This window comes from Streptomyces sp. YIM 121038, from assembly GCF_006088715.1.
Taxonomy (GTDB): domain Bacteria; phylum Actinomycetota; class Actinomycetes; order Streptomycetales; family Streptomycetaceae; genus Streptomyces.
This window is the reverse complement of record NZ_CP030771.1, coordinates 8840039-8856744: the sequence shown is the minus strand read 5'-3', so window position 1 is coordinate 8856744 and position 16706 is coordinate 8840039. Positions and strand designations below refer to the sequence as shown.

Annotated in this window: 12 protein-coding genes; 3 read left to right on the top strand and 9 right to left on the bottom strand. The window is 73.2% G+C overall.

What is annotated here, in order from left to right; genetic code table 11:
• Nucleotides 1-21: 21 nt before the first annotated feature.
• Nucleotides 22-1374, bottom strand: coding sequence for a cation:dicarboxylase symporter family transporter (locus C9F11_RS36875; RefSeq protein ID WP_138963942.1), 1353 nt, complete (start codon nucleotides 1372-1374; stop codon nucleotides 22-24).
• 29 nt (nucleotides 1375-1403) lie between these two features.
• A complete protein-coding gene (locus tag C9F11_RS36870) occupies nucleotides 1404-2561 on the bottom strand; it encodes a mandelate racemase/muconate lactonizing enzyme family protein (RefSeq protein ID WP_212767863.1) in 1158 nt (385 codons plus the stop codon).
• A gap of 248 nt (nucleotides 2562-2809) precedes the next feature.
• Between C9F11_RS36870 and C9F11_RS36865 the strand changes: the two genes are divergently transcribed.
• Nucleotides 2810-3502: an FCD domain-containing protein gene (locus C9F11_RS36865; RefSeq protein ID WP_138963938.1), complete on the top strand. Its 693-nt coding sequence runs from the start codon at nucleotides 2810-2812 to the stop codon at nucleotides 3500-3502.
• A gap of 58 nt (nucleotides 3503-3560) precedes the next feature.
• Complete coding sequence (locus tag C9F11_RS36860) at nucleotides 3561-4664, top strand: NAD(P)-binding domain-containing protein (RefSeq protein WP_171075961.1); 1104 nt, start codon at nucleotides 3561-3563, stop codon at nucleotides 4662-4664.
• A gap of 39 nt (nucleotides 4665-4703) precedes the next feature.
• Here the strand turns inward: C9F11_RS36860 and C9F11_RS36855 are convergent, their stop codons facing one another.
• Complete coding sequence (locus C9F11_RS36855; RefSeq protein ID WP_171075960.1) at nucleotides 4704-5102, bottom strand: STAS domain-containing protein; 399 nt, start codon at nucleotides 5100-5102, stop codon at nucleotides 4704-4706.
• Nucleotides 5103-5437: 335 nt separating this feature from the next.
• Nucleotides 5438-6967, bottom strand: a complete 1530-nt coding sequence (locus C9F11_RS36850; protein WP_249402040.1) for an MFS transporter — start codon at nucleotides 6965-6967, stop codon at nucleotides 5438-5440.
• A gap of 315 nt (nucleotides 6968-7282) precedes the next feature.
• Here C9F11_RS36850 and C9F11_RS36845 point away from each other — a divergent pair, with 315 nt between their 5' ends.
• Nucleotides 7283-8476, top strand: a complete 1194-nt coding sequence (locus C9F11_RS36845; protein WP_138963932.1) for an FAD-dependent monooxygenase — start codon at nucleotides 7283-7285, stop codon at nucleotides 8474-8476.
• On the opposite strand, the gene C9F11_RS36840 is transcribed toward C9F11_RS36845, so the two are convergent.
• The 5 genes from C9F11_RS36840 to C9F11_RS36820 all read right to left on the bottom strand — a co-directional run bounded on the left by C9F11_RS36840 (nucleotide 8463) and on the right by C9F11_RS36820 (nucleotide 16626).
• The gene (locus tag C9F11_RS36840) at nucleotides 8463-9419 is read right to left on the bottom strand and encodes a serine hydrolase (protein WP_138963930.1); all 957 of its coding nucleotides are present in this window, start codon (nucleotides 9417-9419) and stop codon (nucleotides 8463-8465) included. The two genes, C9F11_RS36845 and C9F11_RS36840, sit on opposite strands and share 14 nt — an antisense overlap.
• 156 nt (nucleotides 9420-9575) lie before the next feature.
• Complete coding sequence (locus C9F11_RS36835) at nucleotides 9576-10820, bottom strand: S8 family peptidase (RefSeq protein WP_138963928.1); 1245 nt, start codon at nucleotides 10818-10820, stop codon at nucleotides 9576-9578.
• 109 nt (nucleotides 10821-10929) lie between these two features.
• The gene (locus C9F11_RS36830) at nucleotides 10930-13590 is read right to left on the bottom strand and encodes a M4 family metallopeptidase (protein ID WP_249402039.1); all 2661 of its coding nucleotides are present in this window, start codon (nucleotides 13588-13590) and stop codon (nucleotides 10930-10932) included.
• Between the two features lie 362 nt (nucleotides 13591-13952).
• Nucleotides 13953-14783, bottom strand: a complete 831-nt coding sequence (gene mltG, locus C9F11_RS36825; RefSeq protein ID WP_138963924.1) for an endolytic transglycosylase MltG — start codon at nucleotides 14781-14783, stop codon at nucleotides 13953-13955.
• Between the two features lie 43 nt (nucleotides 14784-14826).
• Nucleotides 14827-16626: an ABC transporter ATP-binding protein gene (locus tag C9F11_RS36820; protein WP_138963922.1), complete on the bottom strand. Its 1800-nt coding sequence runs from the start codon at nucleotides 16624-16626 to the stop codon at nucleotides 14827-14829.
• Nucleotides 16627-16706 lie beyond the last annotated feature (80 nt).

The following is a 16706-nucleotide window of genomic DNA, read 5'->3' as shown; positions in this document are numbered from 1 at the left end:
GCGTCTTCCGGCTGGCTCGGGTCAGGGCTGGGGGTGGGGCTGGGACGGCTTGCGGTGGGCGGGGCGGCGCCCGATCGTGCGGGCGAAGCGTTCGGCGTCGAGTCCGCCGGGTTCCCAGCGCGCGACGGCGACGGCGGCGACGGCGTTGCCGAGCACGTTGGTCACGGCCCGCATCAGGGACAGGAAGCGTTCGACGGACAGGATGAGCGCGAGCCCGGCGACGGGGATGACGTGGACGGCGGCGATCAGGTTCGCGAGCGTGACGAACGCGGAGCCGGTGACGCCCGCGGTGCCCTTGGACAGGAGGAGGAACACCAGGAACAGCGTGAGCTGATCCCCCAGGTCCAGATCGACGCCGTACACCTGGGCGATGAACACGGCCGACATGGGCACCGTCACGGCGACGCCGTCCAGGTTGAACGAGTAGCCCGTCGGCACCACGAGGCCGACGATGTCGCGTTTGCAGCCGAACTGCTCCAGGCGCGCCATGAGGTGCGGCATGACCGCCTCCGACGAGGACGTGCCGAGGACCACGACCAGCTCGGGCCGCAGCCCCCGGATCAGCCTCGGCAGCGACACCCCGGTGAGGCGGGTGACCGTGCCGAGGACCAGCGTCAGGAAGACGAGCAGCGTGGCGAGGGCGAGCCCGACGTACTTCATCAGCGCGGTCAGGGCCTGCGGTCCGTACGCGCCGACGGTGTACGCCACCGCGCCGAAGACGCCGGCCGGCGCGAGGCGGATCACCAGCGCGATGATGCGGAAGAACACGTCCGCGAGGACGCCGCAGCCGCGCAGCACCGGCTCACGGGTGCGCCGGGGCAGTTGGAGCAGCGCGACGGCGAACAGGACCGCGAAGACGAGGACCTGGATGACGTCACCGGCCGCGAAGGCGCCCACCACGTTGTGCGGCACGAGGCCCAGCAGGAACTCACCGACCGACTCGTCCTTCGCGCCCTCGACGTAGGTGTCGAGGTCGTCGGAGGCGCCCGCGGGCGGGGCCACGCCCTCGCCGGGCCGCACGAGGTTGATCGCCGCCATGCCGAGGAGCGTGCCGATGGTGGTGACGACCTCGAAGTAGACGACGGCCTTCAGCGCGATCCGGCCCGCCGCCTTCATCCCGCCGACCGAGACGATCCCGGTGACCACGACCAGGAACACGATCGGCGGGATGGTGAGGCGGACGAGCGCGATGAAGGCGTCCGCGAGCGGCTTCAGCTCCGCTCCGGCGTCCGGTGCGAGGACGCCGAACACCGCGGCCGCCACCGCCGCCGCGAGGACCTGTAACCCGGTGTTGCCCACCGCCCGCCGCCACCGCGGTCGCTGTTGCGGGGTGTCGGCGGCGGCCGCTGCGCCGTTTTCCGTCCGGCTGCTCATGGGCTTCGGCCACCCTCCCGGTCACCGGATCACAGGTCCGGCAGGAGGGTGTCGCGCAGCGCGTCCCTGTCGACGCTCACGCCGAGGCCCGGCGCGTCCGGCAGCGTGAGCCGGCCGTCCCTCGGCCGTGGCGCGTCCGGGAACAGCAGCTCGCCGACCTGGGCCATGCCCAGGTGCCACTCCAGGATCCAGCCGTTCATCAGGCCGGCCAGCGTGTGCATGTTGACCAGCGGCCAGCCGCCGCCGTGCGCCACCGGCAGGTTGTGGGCCTGGGCGAGGTGGGCGGCCTTGCGGGCCTCGGTGAAGCCGCCGCAGTAGCAGGCGTTGGGCTGCAGGACGTCGACGGCGCGGTGTTCGACCAGCTCGCGCAGGCGCCAGCGGTGGCCTTCCATCTGCCCGGCGGCGAGCGGGATCCGGGTGTGCGCGCGCAGGTCCGCCAGGGCCCGGGCGTCGTTCTGGTGCAGGGGTTCCTCGAACCAGGTGAGGCCGCAGTCCTCGACGGCCCGGCACAGCAGCTTCGCGTCGGTGGGGTTGAACAGGTAGTTGGCGTCGATCATGAGGTCGACGTCGTCGCCCACGGCCTCGCGCACCGCGCGCACCCGGGCGGCGTCCTCCCGCCAGCCGCCCTCGTCCACGCCGACGACCAGCTTCAACGCGCGGAAGCCGCGCTCCAGTTGGAGGAGCGCCGCCGCGGCGAGCTGCTCGCGGTCGTACTGCGGGAAGCCGAAGGTCGCATACGTCGGCAGCTCCGTCCGCGCGCCGCCGAGCAGGGCGGCCACCGTCCGACCGGCGTGCCGCCCCGCGATGTCCCACAGCGCGATGTCGAGGAGGGACAGGGCGCTCGACGCGACGCCGGTCATGGCCCGTGGGTTCAGCGTGCGCCAGACCCGCTGGTGCACGGCCTCGGTGGCGCGGGGGTCGAGGTCCCTGACCGCGGGCAGGAAGTGCCGTTCGAGCGCGGTGACCACCGCCCTGGCCAGGAAGTGCCCGGTGAGCGCGGTGCCGGTGAGGCCCTCGTCCGTCTCCACCTCGCAGAAGACGAACTCCCGCTGCTCCTCGCGCCCGTATCCGGCGACCTTCCCGCTCAGCAGCGGCACCTCGATCGAGGTGGTGTGCACGCTCGCCCGGATGTCCTTGATCCTCATTCCGCGCCCCCAGGGGGTCTCGGCGGCTATGGCGTGGGTCACAGTCTGAGCGCGCGAATCGCCAACTGTCAACGATTTGCCTTCTGCTCGATCCAGGCGTAATCGCGCCCACGCGCGCGATGCCGACACCCTCGGAATCGCAGGAAATCGGCGTAAGGCGGGGGCAGACGACCCGCTGGTAAATTGTCGACAGTTTCCACGCGCGAGGCCGAGCGCGAACAGGAACCGCGGCACGCCCGCAGCTCCACCCCAGCAGTCCACACCTCGGCCACGAGGAGGCCGGTCCGACCGTGCGGGAGAACTCCGATGCGATGACGGCGCTGCGGCGCCGGGTGGCCGAGCACCAGTCGAGCTCGCTGCCCCACATGATCGTCGAGGAACTGGAACGGATGATCATCAACGGCGTGCTGAGCGGCGGCGACCGGATCAACGAGTCCGCGCTCGCCCTGCGCCTCGGCGTCAGCCGCGGCCCCGTCCGGGAGGCGTGCCGCCATCTGGAGCGGAGCCGCCTGGTGGAGTTCCGGGCCAATCGCGGCATGTTCGTCCGGGAGGTCTCCGTCGACGAGGCCGCCCAGCTCTACGACATCCGGGCCAGTCTGTTCGGCCTCGCCGGGCGGCTCGCCGCGGCCCGGGTCGGCACGGTCGAGGCCGAGGCGCTGCGGGCCGAGGCCCGCGAGCTCGACGCGGCCGACACCACCGACGACTACTATCCGCGCAACGTCGATCTGCACCGCCACCTGGTCGCCCTGTCGGGCAACGCGCGCCTCGTCGAGCTGTACGACGCCGTCTCCAAGGAACTGCATCTGTTCCGCCGCCACGGCCTGGAGTCGGACGCCGCCCGGCACACCTCCAACGACCAGCACCGGCGCATCATCGACCACCTGGAGGCGGGCAACGGCGAGGAGGCGGCCCGGCTGATGGAGGCACACATCGTCGCCGGGAAGAACCGCATGCTGGCCAAGCACGGCCGGGCCCAGGACTGAGACGCGGCGGCCCGGGCGGCGCGGGAAGATCCCGGCCCCGGCCATAGTTAGTAGAAGCGTGAACGACATCGGGGTGCGAGACGCGGCCGTGACGGACGTCGACGTGGTGGTCGTGGGCGCGGGGCAGGCGGGCCTGTCCAGCGCCTACCACCTGCGGCACAGGGGCTTCGAGCCGGAGCGGGACTTCGTGGTGCTCGACCACGCGCCGCACCCGGGCGGCGCCTGGCAGTTCCGGTGGCCGTCGCTGACGTACGGCAAGGTGCACGGGATGCACGCGCTGCCCGGCATGGAGCTGACCGGCGCGGACCCCGCGCGCCCGTCGTCGGAGGTCATCGGCGCGTACTTCACCGCGTACGAGGACCGCTTCGACCTGCGGGTGCGGCGCCCTGTCGACGTGCGCCGCGTCAGCGAGGGCGAGGGCGGGCGGCTCCTCGTCGAGACCTCGGCCGGGACCTGGTCGACGCGTGCGCTCATCAACGCCACCGGCACCTGGGACAAGCCCTTCTGGCCGCGCTACCCGGGGCAGGAGACCTTCCTCGGGCGGCAGTTGCACACCGCCGTCTACCCGGGCCCCGAGGCGTTCCGCGGGCAGCGCGTCGTCGTCGTGGGCGGGGGCGCGTCCGGCACCCAGCACCTGATGGAGATCGCCCCGTACGCCGCCCGGACCTGGTGGGTGACGCGGCGGCCGCCCGTCTTCGCCGAGGGCCCCTTCGACGAGGGGCGCGGCCGCGCCGCCGTCGCCATGGTCGAGGAGCGGGTCCGCCGGGGCCTGCCGCCGCTGAGCGTGGTGTCGGTGACCGGGCTCGCCGTCACGGACGCGGTGCGCGAGGCGCGCGCGAACGGGGTGCTCGACCGGCTTCCGATGTTCGACCGGATCACGCCGACGGGGGTGGCGTGGGACGACGGGCGCGATGTGGAGGCCGACGTGATCCTGTGGGCGACGGGCTTCCGCGCGGCCGTCGACCACCTGGCGCCGCTCCGGCTGCGGGAGCCCGGCGGCGGCATCCGCATGGACGGCACGCGGGCGGCGGCCGACCCGCGCGTGCACCTCGTCGGGTACGGCCCGTCGGCCAGCACCATCGGCGCGAACCGCGCGGGGCGCGCGGCGGTGCGGGACATCGTGCGGCTGCTGGCACAGGAGCCGGTTCCGGCGCTGACCTGACGTCGACTCCGGTCGGCGCGGCGCCCGTCGGGGCCGCGCTCAGGCGTGCGAGGGGGCCGGCGGCCGGTGCCCGTGCGTATCGCCCGGCGGGACGGCGAGCGCGGCGCTCAGCGAGCGGGCGACGTCGAACGATTCGGCCACGCCCGCCAGGCGCAGCACCTTGCGATGGAAGGGGTCTTCCAGAACGACGGTGAGCCGCAGCTCCCTGCGCCGTGTCGCGGCCCGCGCCTGGCAGAGCAGCGACAGGCCGCCGCAGTCCAGGAACGTCACGCCGCTCAGGTCCAGGATCACGTCGTGGCAGCAGGTGAGGGTCAGCTCGGCGAGACGGCCGGTGAGCCGCTCGGTGGCGTAGATGTCCAGCTCTCCCCAGAGCGCGATGACCAGCCGCTCCCGCCGCACGTGGGAGCGGAGGCCGAAGGGAAGGCTGTCGTCGTGCATCGTTCCCCCTCGTGGCGCCCTTGAGCGCGGATCCGGGGCGTGGTGACCCTCGGCCTCCGGACCACGGAACGGAACGAACCGGCCTGGAGCGAGGACCAGCCACATCGATTGCGGTCTGTGCGGTGAGCTGGTGCCACCGAGGGCACGGGCGACGCGGTGGTGCCTATGGCATACCCGACAGGCGCAGGATAATGCAACTCCCCTGCATTAAACCTGGGTTGGTCCTTACGGTCGAGCCCCGGCGCGGACGTCCGCGCCGGGGCTCGACGGAAGCCTGGGGTCCGCCCTGGGGCGGGCGCGCGCCACCAGGTCAGGGCCCGTCGGGTGCCCTCGGGTCAGTGCCCGCCGCTCGCCCGGAACCCGCGCGGCACCAGGCAGACGACGAGCAGGGCGACCGCCGTCACGATGCCTACGCTGACGTACGCCGTGGTCGTCAGGGCGGTCTCGAACGCCGCGCGGGCCGTGTCCAGCAGGCGGGTGCCCGCCGCGCCGCCCAGCGTCCGGGCCGACTCGACGGCGCCGCCGATGGACTCCCGGGCGGCGGTGGGACGGCCGTCCATGTGCCCGGCGTAGACGGTGGCGTGCAGCGACCCGAGGAGCGCGACGCCGAGCCCGATGCCCAGTTCGTACGCGGTCTCCGAGACGGCACCGGCCTGACCGGCGCGTTCGGCGGGGACGGCGGACACCAGGACGGCGGCGGACGCCGTGACGGCGAGTCCGTCGCCGAGCCCCAGCGCGACGAAGACGACGGCCACCACGCCGTACGGCGTGGGTTCCGGCGACAGGGCGAGCACCAGGAACCCGGCGACGAGGCCGCCGAGGCCGAGCGCGAGCACCGTCCGCACGCCGCAGCGCTCCATGAGCCACGGCGTGACCAGCGAGCCCGCGAGCATCGCACCGGCCGCGGGCAGCGTCCGCAGCCCCGCGCCGAACGGCGAGTACCCGTGGACGTACTGGAGCCAGAGCGACATCAGGAACAGCGCGGCGCCGATCGCGAGCATGGCCAGGAAGATGGCGAGCGCCGCGGCCGTGAACGCGCGCCGCGTGAACAGGCGGACGTCGAGGAGCGGGTCGGCGAGCGTCAGTTGGCGCCGGGTGAACACGGCGAGGAGGACCACGCCGAGGGCCAGGACGGCCAGGTCGCCGGCCGCGAGGCCGCCCTTGGCGACGTGTTTGATGCCCCAGGCGAGGGCGATCACGCCGACGACGGAGAGGGCGGCGCCGGGCCAGTCGAGCGGGCCGTTGCCCGCGCTGCGGAACTCGGGGAGGAGCTTGACGCCCGCGAGCACGGTCACCACGACGACGGGCACGTTCACCCAGAACGCCGCCGACCAGCCGTGCGTCTCCACCAGCAGCCCGCCGACGAGCGGGCCGACGGCAGCTCCGGCGCCCGCGACGGCGGCCCAGATGCCGATCGCGAGGGTCCGTTCGCGCGGGTCGGTGAAGACGCCGCGGATCAGCGACAGCGTCGACGGCATGACCATGGCGCCGCCGATGCCGAGCAGCACCCGCCCGGCGATGAGCTGCGCGGGGGTGGCGGCGGTCGCGGCGACGACGGAGGCGAGCCCGAACAGCACGAGGCCGATCAGGAAGAGGCGTTTGCGGCCGAGCCGGTCGCCGACCGCGCCGGAGGTCACGAGCAGTCCGCCGAGGACCAGGCCGTAGATGTCGATGATCCACAGCTGTTGCACGGCGGTCGGCCGCATGTCGTCGATCAGTGACGGCAGCGCCACGTTGAGGATGGTGGCGTCCATGGCCACCAGGAGCAGGCTGGAGCACAGCACAGCGAGGGCGGCCCAACGTCCCGGAGCGGGCGTCGGGCGGCTTTCCGCGGCGGGGCCTGAGGAGTTCAGGTCACGAGCCACGGGATATCTCATCCCTTCGGGGCCCCGGCGCGCACGACGCGGTCGGGGCGGAGGTCGTCCGAGCGCCCGGTGTGGCGCTCGTAGCCGAGTATGAACCATTCACCCGAAAGTCGCACATGTGGGGTGGATGCGAGGTTCGACCTGGATGCCATCGGCAGCGGATCCCGACGCCATGAGAAGCGGATGCCATAAGCAGACGTGCTGGCTCGCAGCAGATCCAGCTGTTGGACTTCCGCACCGGCACCGCCGACCGTGGAAGCACCACGTCAGCCGCACACAGCGTCAGCGGCCCCTCACTGCACGGGAGTCGAGCCCATGAACAGTCAAGTCCTCATCGCGGGCGCGGGCATCGGCGGCCTCACCGCCGCCCTGACCCTGCACGCCGCGGGGATCGACGTCACCGTCGTCGACAGCGTCCGCGAGATACGGCCGCTCGGCGTCGGCATCAACATCCAGCCGCCGGCCGTGGGTGTCCTCACCGAACTGGGCCTGGGGGACGCCCTCGCCGCCCTCGGGATCCAGACCGCCGAGCACCGGTACGCCGATCTGCGGGGCGAGTTGGTCTTCACGGACTCCCGAGGGCTCGCCCGGGGATACCGCTGGCCGCAGTACTCCGTCCACCGCGGCGAGTTGCAGATGCTCCTGCTCGACACCGTACGCGACCGGCTCGGCGCGGGCGCCGTACGAACCGGCGTCCGAGTAGAACGCTCTGTCCAGAGCGAAGAGGAAGTCCGCGTCCGGGTCACCGACCGGGCCACGGGCGGCGCCTCGGTCCTGAGCGCCGGGCTGCTGGTCGGCGCGGACGGCCTGCACTCGACGGTGCGGGCCGCGCTCCACCCCGAGCAGGGCCCGATGCTGTGGTCGGGGGTGTCGATGTGGCGGGGCGTCCTGGAGACCGAGCGCTTCGTCACGGGCCGCTCGGCGGTCATCGCCTCGGACGACCCGCGCCCCGACGGGAGTCAGGGCCCGCAGTTCCTGGCCTATCCGATCTCCCGCCCCCTCGACGACCGCGGCAGGTCCCTGCTCAACTGGGTGGCCCTGGTGACCGTGGCCGAGCCGGGGCCGCTGGACCCCGCGGCGGCCGACTGGAACGCCCCGGCGCGCGCCGAGGACGTCCTGCCCCACTTCGAGGGCTGGCGGATCGGCGGCCGCGACGTCCGCGACCTGGTCACCGGGAGCGAGGTGATCCTGCGCTACCCCATGGTGGACCGCGACCCGCTGCCGCACTGGGGCGAGGGCCGGGTGACGCTCCTCGGGGACGCCGCGCACCCCATGTACCCCGTGGGCGCCAACGGCGCGACGCAGGCCATCATCGACGCCGGTGTCCTCGCCGACCGCCTGGCCGCCGCTGACGACCCGCGCACGGCCCTCGCCTCGTACGAGGCGGAGCGCCGTGCGGCCACGGCCCGGATCGTGGAGGCCAGTCGGCGCATGCACGCGTCCCCGCACTCCGGCGAGAGCGCCATCGACGCCATCACCTCGGCCTTCCGCACGGCTACCGGCGGCTGACGTCCTTCTCGCGCGCGTCGAGCGCCCGTGCCGCCGCCGGCGCCACGCGGCGCAGCGCCTTCTGCACCTGCTCGACGCCCGCGGTCTGCGAGAGCTGGTCCTGGGAGAGCGCGACGACGTCGAGGAGACGGCCCTCGACCCGGACGCGGCCGATGCTGTTGATGATCCACAGACCGGTGCGGCTGCGCGGCAGCCAGCCGTCCTTGGCGGGGTAGGTGGTGCCGGGGTCGGCGATGGTGTGCACACCGCCGTCGATCTGCTCCTTGTCGAGGGTGCTCATCAGGTGCAGCTGGTACGCCCGCGAAGCCCGGGACAGGGGTGAGTCGGAGGCGTGCAGGACGTCGAGGAAGCGCAGCTGGTCGCCGACCGTCGTGGTGGTGAGGCCCCACAGGCCGTCCACGCCGGGCGTGGTGTCCTTCATGCCGAGCCGCCGGTAGACCGCCGCCATGCCGGGGTCGGCGCCGACCAGCGGCCACAGCGCGGTGGCGGGCTCGTTCTCGCTCTGCCGGATCATCGGGGTGACCAGGGCGGTCTCGCGCTCGGTCAGGGGCCGCCGCTCGTCCTGGGCCTTCAGCAGGAGCGCGGCCAGGATGTGCGACTTGACGACGCTCGCGGTGTGGAAGCGGAAGCCGGTGTCGCCGACGGTGGCGACGGCGCCGGTGGCCACGTCCCGGACGCCGATGGCGACCTGCCCCTCGGGCCGGGGCAGCGCGGCGGCGTACGCGGAGGTGACGGCGTCCCGCAGGACGGTCCGCGCGGAGGGACGCACGGGCTCCGCGGACACCGGGGCGTCGGCCGTGTCGGCGGAAGCGGCCGTGCCGGGGCTGACGGCGCCCCAGCCCGCCCAGGCGAGGACGGCCGCGGCACCGGCGGCCCCGGCGGACACGTACAGCCGCCGATGGCGGTGACGTCGCTGGCCGGGGGCGTGCTGGGGTGCGGGCATGGCGGCGGGGGCTCCTGGTTCGGGGGTCGGGCGGGGCACGCGGGAACGGCCTCACTGACCCCCGCACCGGGCACCGGGGCCCGTACACAAAGGGAGCACTTTAACCGGACAGATCAGACATGAGCAAAACTCACACCTTCTGCCCGTATGTGCCCCTTAGTGGCTGGTCGGAAGGTAGAGCGTGTAGAGCAGCTTGTTCGGCACCACGGGCGGGGTGCCCTGGAGCACGCCCGTGGTCGCGTTGTCGACCAGGCCGCGCTTCACCTGGGCCGGGGTGTCCGCGGGGCGGAAGGCGAGGTGCAGGGCCGCCGCTCCCGCCACGTGGGCGGTCGCCATCGACGTCCCGCTGATGGTGTTGGCCGAGGTGTCGCTGTCCTTCCAGGCCGACGGGATCTGCACGCCGGGCGCGAAGAGGGACACGCACGCGCCGTGGTTGGACGAGGAGGCACGGCGGTCCGCGCGGTCGCTCGCGCCGACGGTGATCACCTCGGGCAGCCGCGCGGGCGAGGTGGAGCAGGCCCCCGTGGACGAGCCCGCGCTGCCCGCCGCCACCGCGTACGTGACGCCGGAGCGGACGGAGGCGCGCACGGCGTTGTCGAGGACGTCGCTGGCCTGGCCGCCCAGGCTCATGTTGGCCACGGCGGGCCTCGCCTTCTGAGCCGTCACCCAGTCGACGCCCGCGACGACGCCCGCCGTGGTGGCCGAGCCCTGGCAGTTCAGGACCCGCACGGCCACCACCTTCGCCCGCTTGGCGACGCCGTAGGTCCGTCCGGCGGCGATGCCGCCGACGTGGGTGCCGTGGCCGTTGCAGTCGTTGCCGTTCTGGCCGTCGCCCACGGTGTCGACGCCGACCGAGGCCCGCCCGCCGAACTCCTGGTGCGTGGTGCGCAGGCCGGTGTCGATGACGTACACGCTGACGTCGGGAGCGGTGGTGCGGTAGGTGTACGTGCCGGACAGGGGCAGGGTGCGCTGGTCGATGCGGTCCAGGCCCCACGGGGCGTCCGGCTGCGTCTCGTCGAGGACCCCGGCGTCGAGGCGCACCCGGGTGTCCTGACGGACGTACGCGACGCGCGGGTCGGCGGCCACGCGCGCGGCCCGTGCCCGGCTCATCGTCGCGGAGAAGCCGTGCAGCGCGGCCCGGTACACATGGCCGAGCCGCGCCCCGCCGGACCGCCCGACGAGGTCATGCGCCACGCCGGGCACGGCGCCCGCCCGGGTGTCCTTCAGGACCACGATCCAGCCGTCCGGCACGGCCGTCTCCCCGGCACCGGCGAGGCGCAGCGCGCCCGGGTCCTTCGGCGCGGCGGCCCCGGCGGCGGGGGCGGCGCCGAGCTGGAGGCCCGTGGCGAGCGTCGCGGCGGACAGGAAGGCCGCCGCACGGCGGCGCGTGGTTCTCCTCATGAGCGTGCACCTGAACCTTTCGTGGGGGGCAGTACTTTCATGGGGCAGAACGGGAGAGGGGCTCGGGAGCGGTGGCCCGCCCGGGCGGCGGGCCACCGGACCGTCTTGCTCAGGAGCACGTACCGGTCGGCCGTGCGCGCGTCACGACCTGGCTGATGCCGGTGGTCGCGTCGATCCACACCACCTGGCCGCCGGGGCCCGCGGCGGCGGACAGCTGCTCGCCGCGGTTGCAGGAGACGCGGCCCTTGCGCGTGGCCGGGTCCTTCGGGTCGCCGCTCGCCGCGAACTGCCAGAGCTTGGCCAGCGTCTCGTTGCGCCACGTCGTGTCGGGCAGCCGGGCGCCGACGGTCACCGCCTGGTCGGAGGCCGTCAGGTCGTACGCGTTCAGCGCGCCGGGGGCGGACTCGGGGCTGAGGTCGACGATGTGCGAGCCGTCGATGTCCGCGCGGCGCAGGGAGGTCGTCCCCTCGCCCCGGACGGCGTCGCGCAGCCAGAACACGTGCGTGCCGGTGACGGCCGTCGGGCCGAGACTCGTGCTGCCCGGGACCTGCTCGACCACCTTGTTCTCGCCGGTGGCGACGTCGATGAGCCGGGTGGTGTACGCGTACTCGGCGCGCACCCGGCGCCGCTCCTGGTAGGCGATCCTGCCGTTGCTCACCGACGGGAAGGAGGCGCGGTGGTAGGTGCCGCCGCCGATGCTGACCTTGTTCGCCGGGTCCTTCAGGCTCAGATAGGTCACGCCCTGCCGGCCGCCGTGGTTGTAGTGGGAGAAGGTCACGACGTCGCCGTCGACGTCGACGGCGTCGGCGACGCCCCGGCTGTTGTGCCAGAGCTTCTTGACGGGGCCGCCCGCGAGCGGCCGGGCGAGGATGTCCACGCCGGTGGGGCCGTGCGCCTGCCACACCACCGTCTTGCCGTCGGTGGCGGGATTGACGTGGTAGCGGCCGTCGTTGGGACTCATCAGCTGGGGCCGGCCGCTGCCGTCGGCGCGTCCGGCCCACACCGAGTACGCCTCGGAGCCCGTCTCGTCGGACCGGGACGCGGTCCACCAGCCGCCGCCGGAGCCGAGGCGGGTGTCGTTGGTGTTGACCCGGTCGAGCAGCGTGTCGGAGTCCACGCCGAGGGCCAGCTCCCAGCCGGGCACGATGCCGTGGGCGTTGAAGGCGCGCTGCAGGGCCTTCAGCTGCCCCGCGTCGGCGTTCAGGTCCCCGGCCGCGGCGAGCACGGCGGCGCGGCCCTCGGTGAAGCCGTCGAGCGGGGTCAGGTACTGGGTGAGCGCCCGGTACACGATTCTGTCGGTGAGGGTGTCGCCGAGGTCCTCGCGGGCGTCCCAGAGCGCGCCCGCGAAGAGGGTGGAGTTGAGGTGCACGCCGCCGTTGTCGGTGCCGAAGCCGACGCCGAGGAAGTGCTTGGCGGTGTTCCGGCCGTCGCCCAGGTCGCGGAAGGCGCACGCGCGCGGGGACTTGGTGCGGCACAGCCGCTCGCCGACCAGGCCCGCGTCCGGGTCGGTGGTGGCGACGCCGTACGCCTCGTTCTCGATGGCGTTGCCGAAGTAGTCGGCCATCGCCTCGTTCAGGGCGCCGGACTGGCCCGCGTACACGAGGGCGGCGGTGTTCTCCACGACGCCGTGGGTCATCTCGTGGCCGACGACGTCCAGGCCCGCGGACAGCGGCCGGTACTCGGCGTCGCCGTTGCCGTACACCATCTTCTCGCCGTCCCAGAAGGCGTTGACGTACGGGTGTCCGCCGTTCGTCACGCCCACCAGGGAGTTGACGGTCATGCCGTGTCCGTCGAGGCTCAGGCGGCCGTGCTTGTTCTTGAAGTAGTCGAAGACCCGGGCGCCGCCCCAGTGCGCGTCCACCGCGCCCGCCCCGGTCGCCTCGCTGCCGAAGGCCGGGGTGGGCGAGCCGAACTCCTGGATCCCGGGCGGCCACTGGCGGATGACCTCGCCGACGGACTTGTCCCGCGCGTCCCAGGTGGACAGGGTGCGGCCCCAGCCCTCGTCGTCCGGGATGCGGGTGGTGTCGCGCAGCACGTACTGCTGGCGCCAGGTGTCGCGCTCCACGTCCAGGTCGACGGACCTGCCGTCCAGCGTGACGCCGGAGCCCTTCTCCCGCGGCTCGGCCGAAGCGTCCCGGCGCGGCGCGGGCGCCTTGCGCACGGCGCTCGGCGCCGCGCCGCCGAACGTCTTGATACCGCTGTACTGGAGGACGGGATACCCGGCGCGCGCGTCGACGTAGACCTCGCGCAGCACGGGTTCTCCGGTGGCCGGGTCGGTGCCGCGCACGGTGACGTGGTGGGTGAGGAGGCCCTGCCCCTTGGGCAGCACGACGAGGCCGCGGGCGGTGCCCTTGAGGGGCATCTCGCCGTCGTCGGCTTCCTCGGCCCCGGCGGCGCGGGTGAAGTTCTCCGTGGTGAGGTCCGTGAACACGCCGTCGACGGCGCGCTCGACGGCGACCTCCGCGCTGACCTCGGGGGTGATGCCCGCCCTGAGCCCGGTGAAGTACTTGCCGGAGGTGCCGGTGACGACGCGTGTGCCGCCCTTGTTCTCCATGCGGACGACGTACTGGCCGCCCAGGACGGGGACGCCCCGGTGCTTCTGCTGGAGCCGCACGGTCTCCTGGCCGCCCGCCGCCCTGGCGGTCCGCGCGGACCTCAGGTCGCGGCCGGGGTCGGCGATCCGGTAGCGGCTCTCCTTCCGCTCCAGGTACGCGCGGGCGGCGTCCGCCGCGCTGTCCGCCCGGGGCGCCTGCTCCCGGATGCCGTCCACCAGGGCGGGCGTGCTCGTCCGCTGCCCCGGGATCACCTCACCGGGACCGGGCGGCGTCCGCTTCCCGGGCTCCGCCTGCGCGGGACCCGCCGAAACGACGAGTGCGGCGGCGCTGATCAGCGCCGCCGCACCGGATAAACCACCCCGTCGTGCTCTGGATCTCCTGGCTCTCGTCGCGCGGGCGCGGTGCTGGCGCATCCCTTCCCCTCCCCCTCGTCGACCGGACCTGCGGCGTGGGCGCCGCCGGGAGAGCCATGGAAGCGACGATGCGACGAGCCATCAATGGGGCACGGCACCGCGAGGACGACTTCCGGCCTACGTGAACGTGAACTCACCTTCCCCCAAGGTCTAGTGACGGTTCGTCATTGATTCCTGTTGAACTCCGCCACGTTGCGCTGCTGCTCCTCGTAGTTCGCGGTGAACCGCGTGTCCCCCGGCTTCACGGTCACGAAGTACAGCCAGTCCCCCGGCGTCGGGTTCGTCGCGGCGCGCACCGCGGCCTCGCCGGGGTTGCCGATCGGGGTGGGCGGCAGGCCCATGCGGGCGTACGTGTTGTAGGGGCTGTTCAGCTTGGTGTCGCGCGCGGTGGTCTTGAGCGTGGAGCGGTTGAGGGCGTAGTTGATCGTGGAGTCCATCTGGAGCGGCATGCCCCGGTCGAGGCGGTTGTAGATGACGCGGGCGACCTTGCCCATCTCCTCCTTGGAGCCCGCCTCGGCCTCGATCATGCTCGCGATGGTGACGGTCTGGTAGACGTTGACCGCGTTCCGGTCGGCGCCCGCGGTGATGTGGCCGCCGCTGAACCTCTTGTTCGCGGTGTCCACCATGTACGTCAGGACGGACGCCGGGGTCGACCGGGAACCGATGGGGTACGTGGCCGGGAAGAGATAGCCCTCCGGATTGCCGCCCGCGTCGCCGGGCAGCTTGAGGCCCGCGCTGTCGACGGCCTTCCTCGTGGTGCCCTTGGAGACGTGCAGGGCGGCGTCGACGGCCTCGTACACCTGGCCGGCGCGCCAGCCCTCGGGGATCGTCAGCGTCCGGGCCCGGGCCTCTACGTCGTCGTCCGGGAGCAGCAGCGGGACCGCCACGGCGGCGACCGCCGCGACGGCTCCGATGGCGATCAGGGCGATCCGGCCCCGGCGCGTCAGCCGGACCGCTCCGCGTTTCGTGCCCCGTGGCGGGGTGGTGGTGTGCATGCGGGCACGGTAACCCGCCTTTTGTCATATTTCCGGCATATCTCTACGTCGCCGGCTCCAGCCGGGCGTCCCTGCGGACGAGGGCGGCGTAACGCCCGTCCTGTGCGAGCAGCTCCGCGTGGGTGCCGCGTTCCACGGCGCGCCCGCCGTCGAGCACCACGATCTGGTCGGCGCCGCGCACGGTGGACAGGCGGTGGGCGATGGTGAGCGTCGTCCTGCTGGCCGACAGGGCGTCGATGGCCTGCTGCACGGCGTGTTCCGTGCGGGTGTCCAGGGCGCTGGTGGCCTCGTCCAGGATCAGCACGGGCGGGTCGCGCAGGATGGTGCGGGCGATGGCCAGGCGCTGCTTCTCGCCGCCGGAGAAGCGGTGCCCGCGCTCGCCGACGACCGTGTCGTACCCGTCGGGCAGGGCCGCGATGTGGTCGTGGATCTGGGCGGCCCGCGCCGCCTCGTGCAGCTCCTCCTCGGTGGCGTCCGGCTTGGCGAAGCGCAGGTTGTCCGCGACCGAGGCGTGGAAGAGGTACGTCTCCTGGGAGACGACGCCGATCGCGCGCGCGAGGGTGTCGAAGTCCAGGTCGCGCACGTCCACGCCGTCGAGCGTGACGCGGCCGCCCGTCACGTCGTACAGGCGCGGCACCAGATAGCTGAGCGTGGACTTGCCGGAGCCCGTCGGGCCGACGACGGCGAGGCTGCCGCCCGCGGGCACGGTGATGTCGATGCCTTCGAGGACGGGCGCGCCCTGGGGGTCGTAGCGGAACTCCACGCCTTCGAAGCGGACCTCGCCCTTGACGCGGTCCAGGCGCACGGGCCGGTCGCGCTCGGTGATGTCGATGGGCAGGTCGAGGTACTCGAAGATGCGCTGGAAGAGCGCGAGCGAGGTCTGGATCTGCACCCCGGTGGAGAGCAGGCTGACCGTCGGCCGGAACAGGCCCTGCTGGAGCGAGACGAAGGCGACGAGCGTGCCGATGGAGACGGTGGGCCCGCCCATCTGGAAGGCGAGCCCCGCGCTCCAGTAGAGGACGGCGGGCATCGCGGCCATGACGATGGTGATCACGGCCATGCGCCAGCGCCCGGCCATGTTGGAGCGGACCTCCAGGCTCACCAGTTCGGCGGACTCGTCGGCGAAGGAGCGCGTGAGCGAGTCGGCGCGGCCCATCGTGCGGCCGAGCAGGATGCCGCTGACCGAGAGGGATTCGGTGACCGTGGCGGCCATCGCGGCCATCTGCTTCTGCCGCTCGGTGGCGATCTTCTTGCGTTCGCGGCCGACGCGGCGACTGATCCACGCGAACAGCGGGAGCAGCAGCAGGGAGACGAGGGTCAGGCGCCAGTCGAGGGCGAGCATGGCGACGACCGTCGCGATGACGCTCGTCAGGTTCGAGACGAGGGAGGTCGCCGTGGAGGTGACGGTCGCCTGCATGCCGCCGATGTCGTTGGCGATGCGGGACTGGACCTCGCCGGTGCGAGTGCGGGTGAAGAAGGCGAGGGACATGCGCTGGAGGCGGCCGTACACGGCGGTGCGCAGGTCGTGCATGACCTGCTGGCCGACGGTCGTGGAGATCAACGTCTGCAGGACGCCGAAGACGCTGGTGACGACCGCGCTCAGGATCATGCCGAGGGCGAGCAGGCTCAGCAGGCCGGTGCGGCCCTGCGGGATCGCGGTGTCGAGGATCTCCTTCAGGAGGAAGGGGGTCACCACCGACACCAGGGAGGCGGCGCACACCAGCAGGCCGACGAGGGCGAGGCGGGCGCGGTACGGGCGGAAGAGGCGCAGGATGCGGCGCAGTTGACGGGGCTCCTCCGGCTCACCGGACACCGGGGTCCGGGAGGGTTCTTCGTGAGGCATGGGCTCCTACGGGACGTAGTGGGACGTCGGCGGCGGTGCGCCGACGGGGACGGGTCGCGCCCTCGGGGCCGCGGCGGCAC

Coding starts and splice junctions, on each gene's coding strand:
- C9F11_RS36875 (WP_138963942.1), bottom strand. CDS start 1,374: ATGAGCAGCCGGACGGAAAACGGCGCAGCGGCCGCCGCCGACACCCCG.
- C9F11_RS36855 (WP_171075960.1), bottom strand. CDS start 5,102: ATGCACGACGACAGCCTTCCCTTCGGCCTCCGCTCCCACGTGCGGCGG.
- C9F11_RS36845 (WP_138963932.1), top strand. CDS start 7,283: ATGAACAGTCAAGTCCTCATCGCGGGCGCGGGCATCGGCGGCCTCACC.
- C9F11_RS36840 (WP_138963930.1), bottom strand. CDS start 9,419: ATGCCCGCACCCCAGCACGCCCCCGGCCAGCGACGTCACCGCCATCGG.
- C9F11_RS36835 (WP_138963928.1), bottom strand. CDS start 10,820: ATGAGGAGAACCACGCGCCGCCGTGCGGCGGCCTTCCTGTCCGCCGCG.
- mltG (WP_138963924.1), bottom strand. CDS start 14,783: ATGCACACCACCACCCCGCCACGGGGCACGAAACGCGGAGCGGTCCGG.
- C9F11_RS36820 (WP_138963922.1), bottom strand. CDS start 16,626: ATGCCTCACGAAGAACCCTCCCGGACCCCGGTGTCCGGTGAGCCGGAG.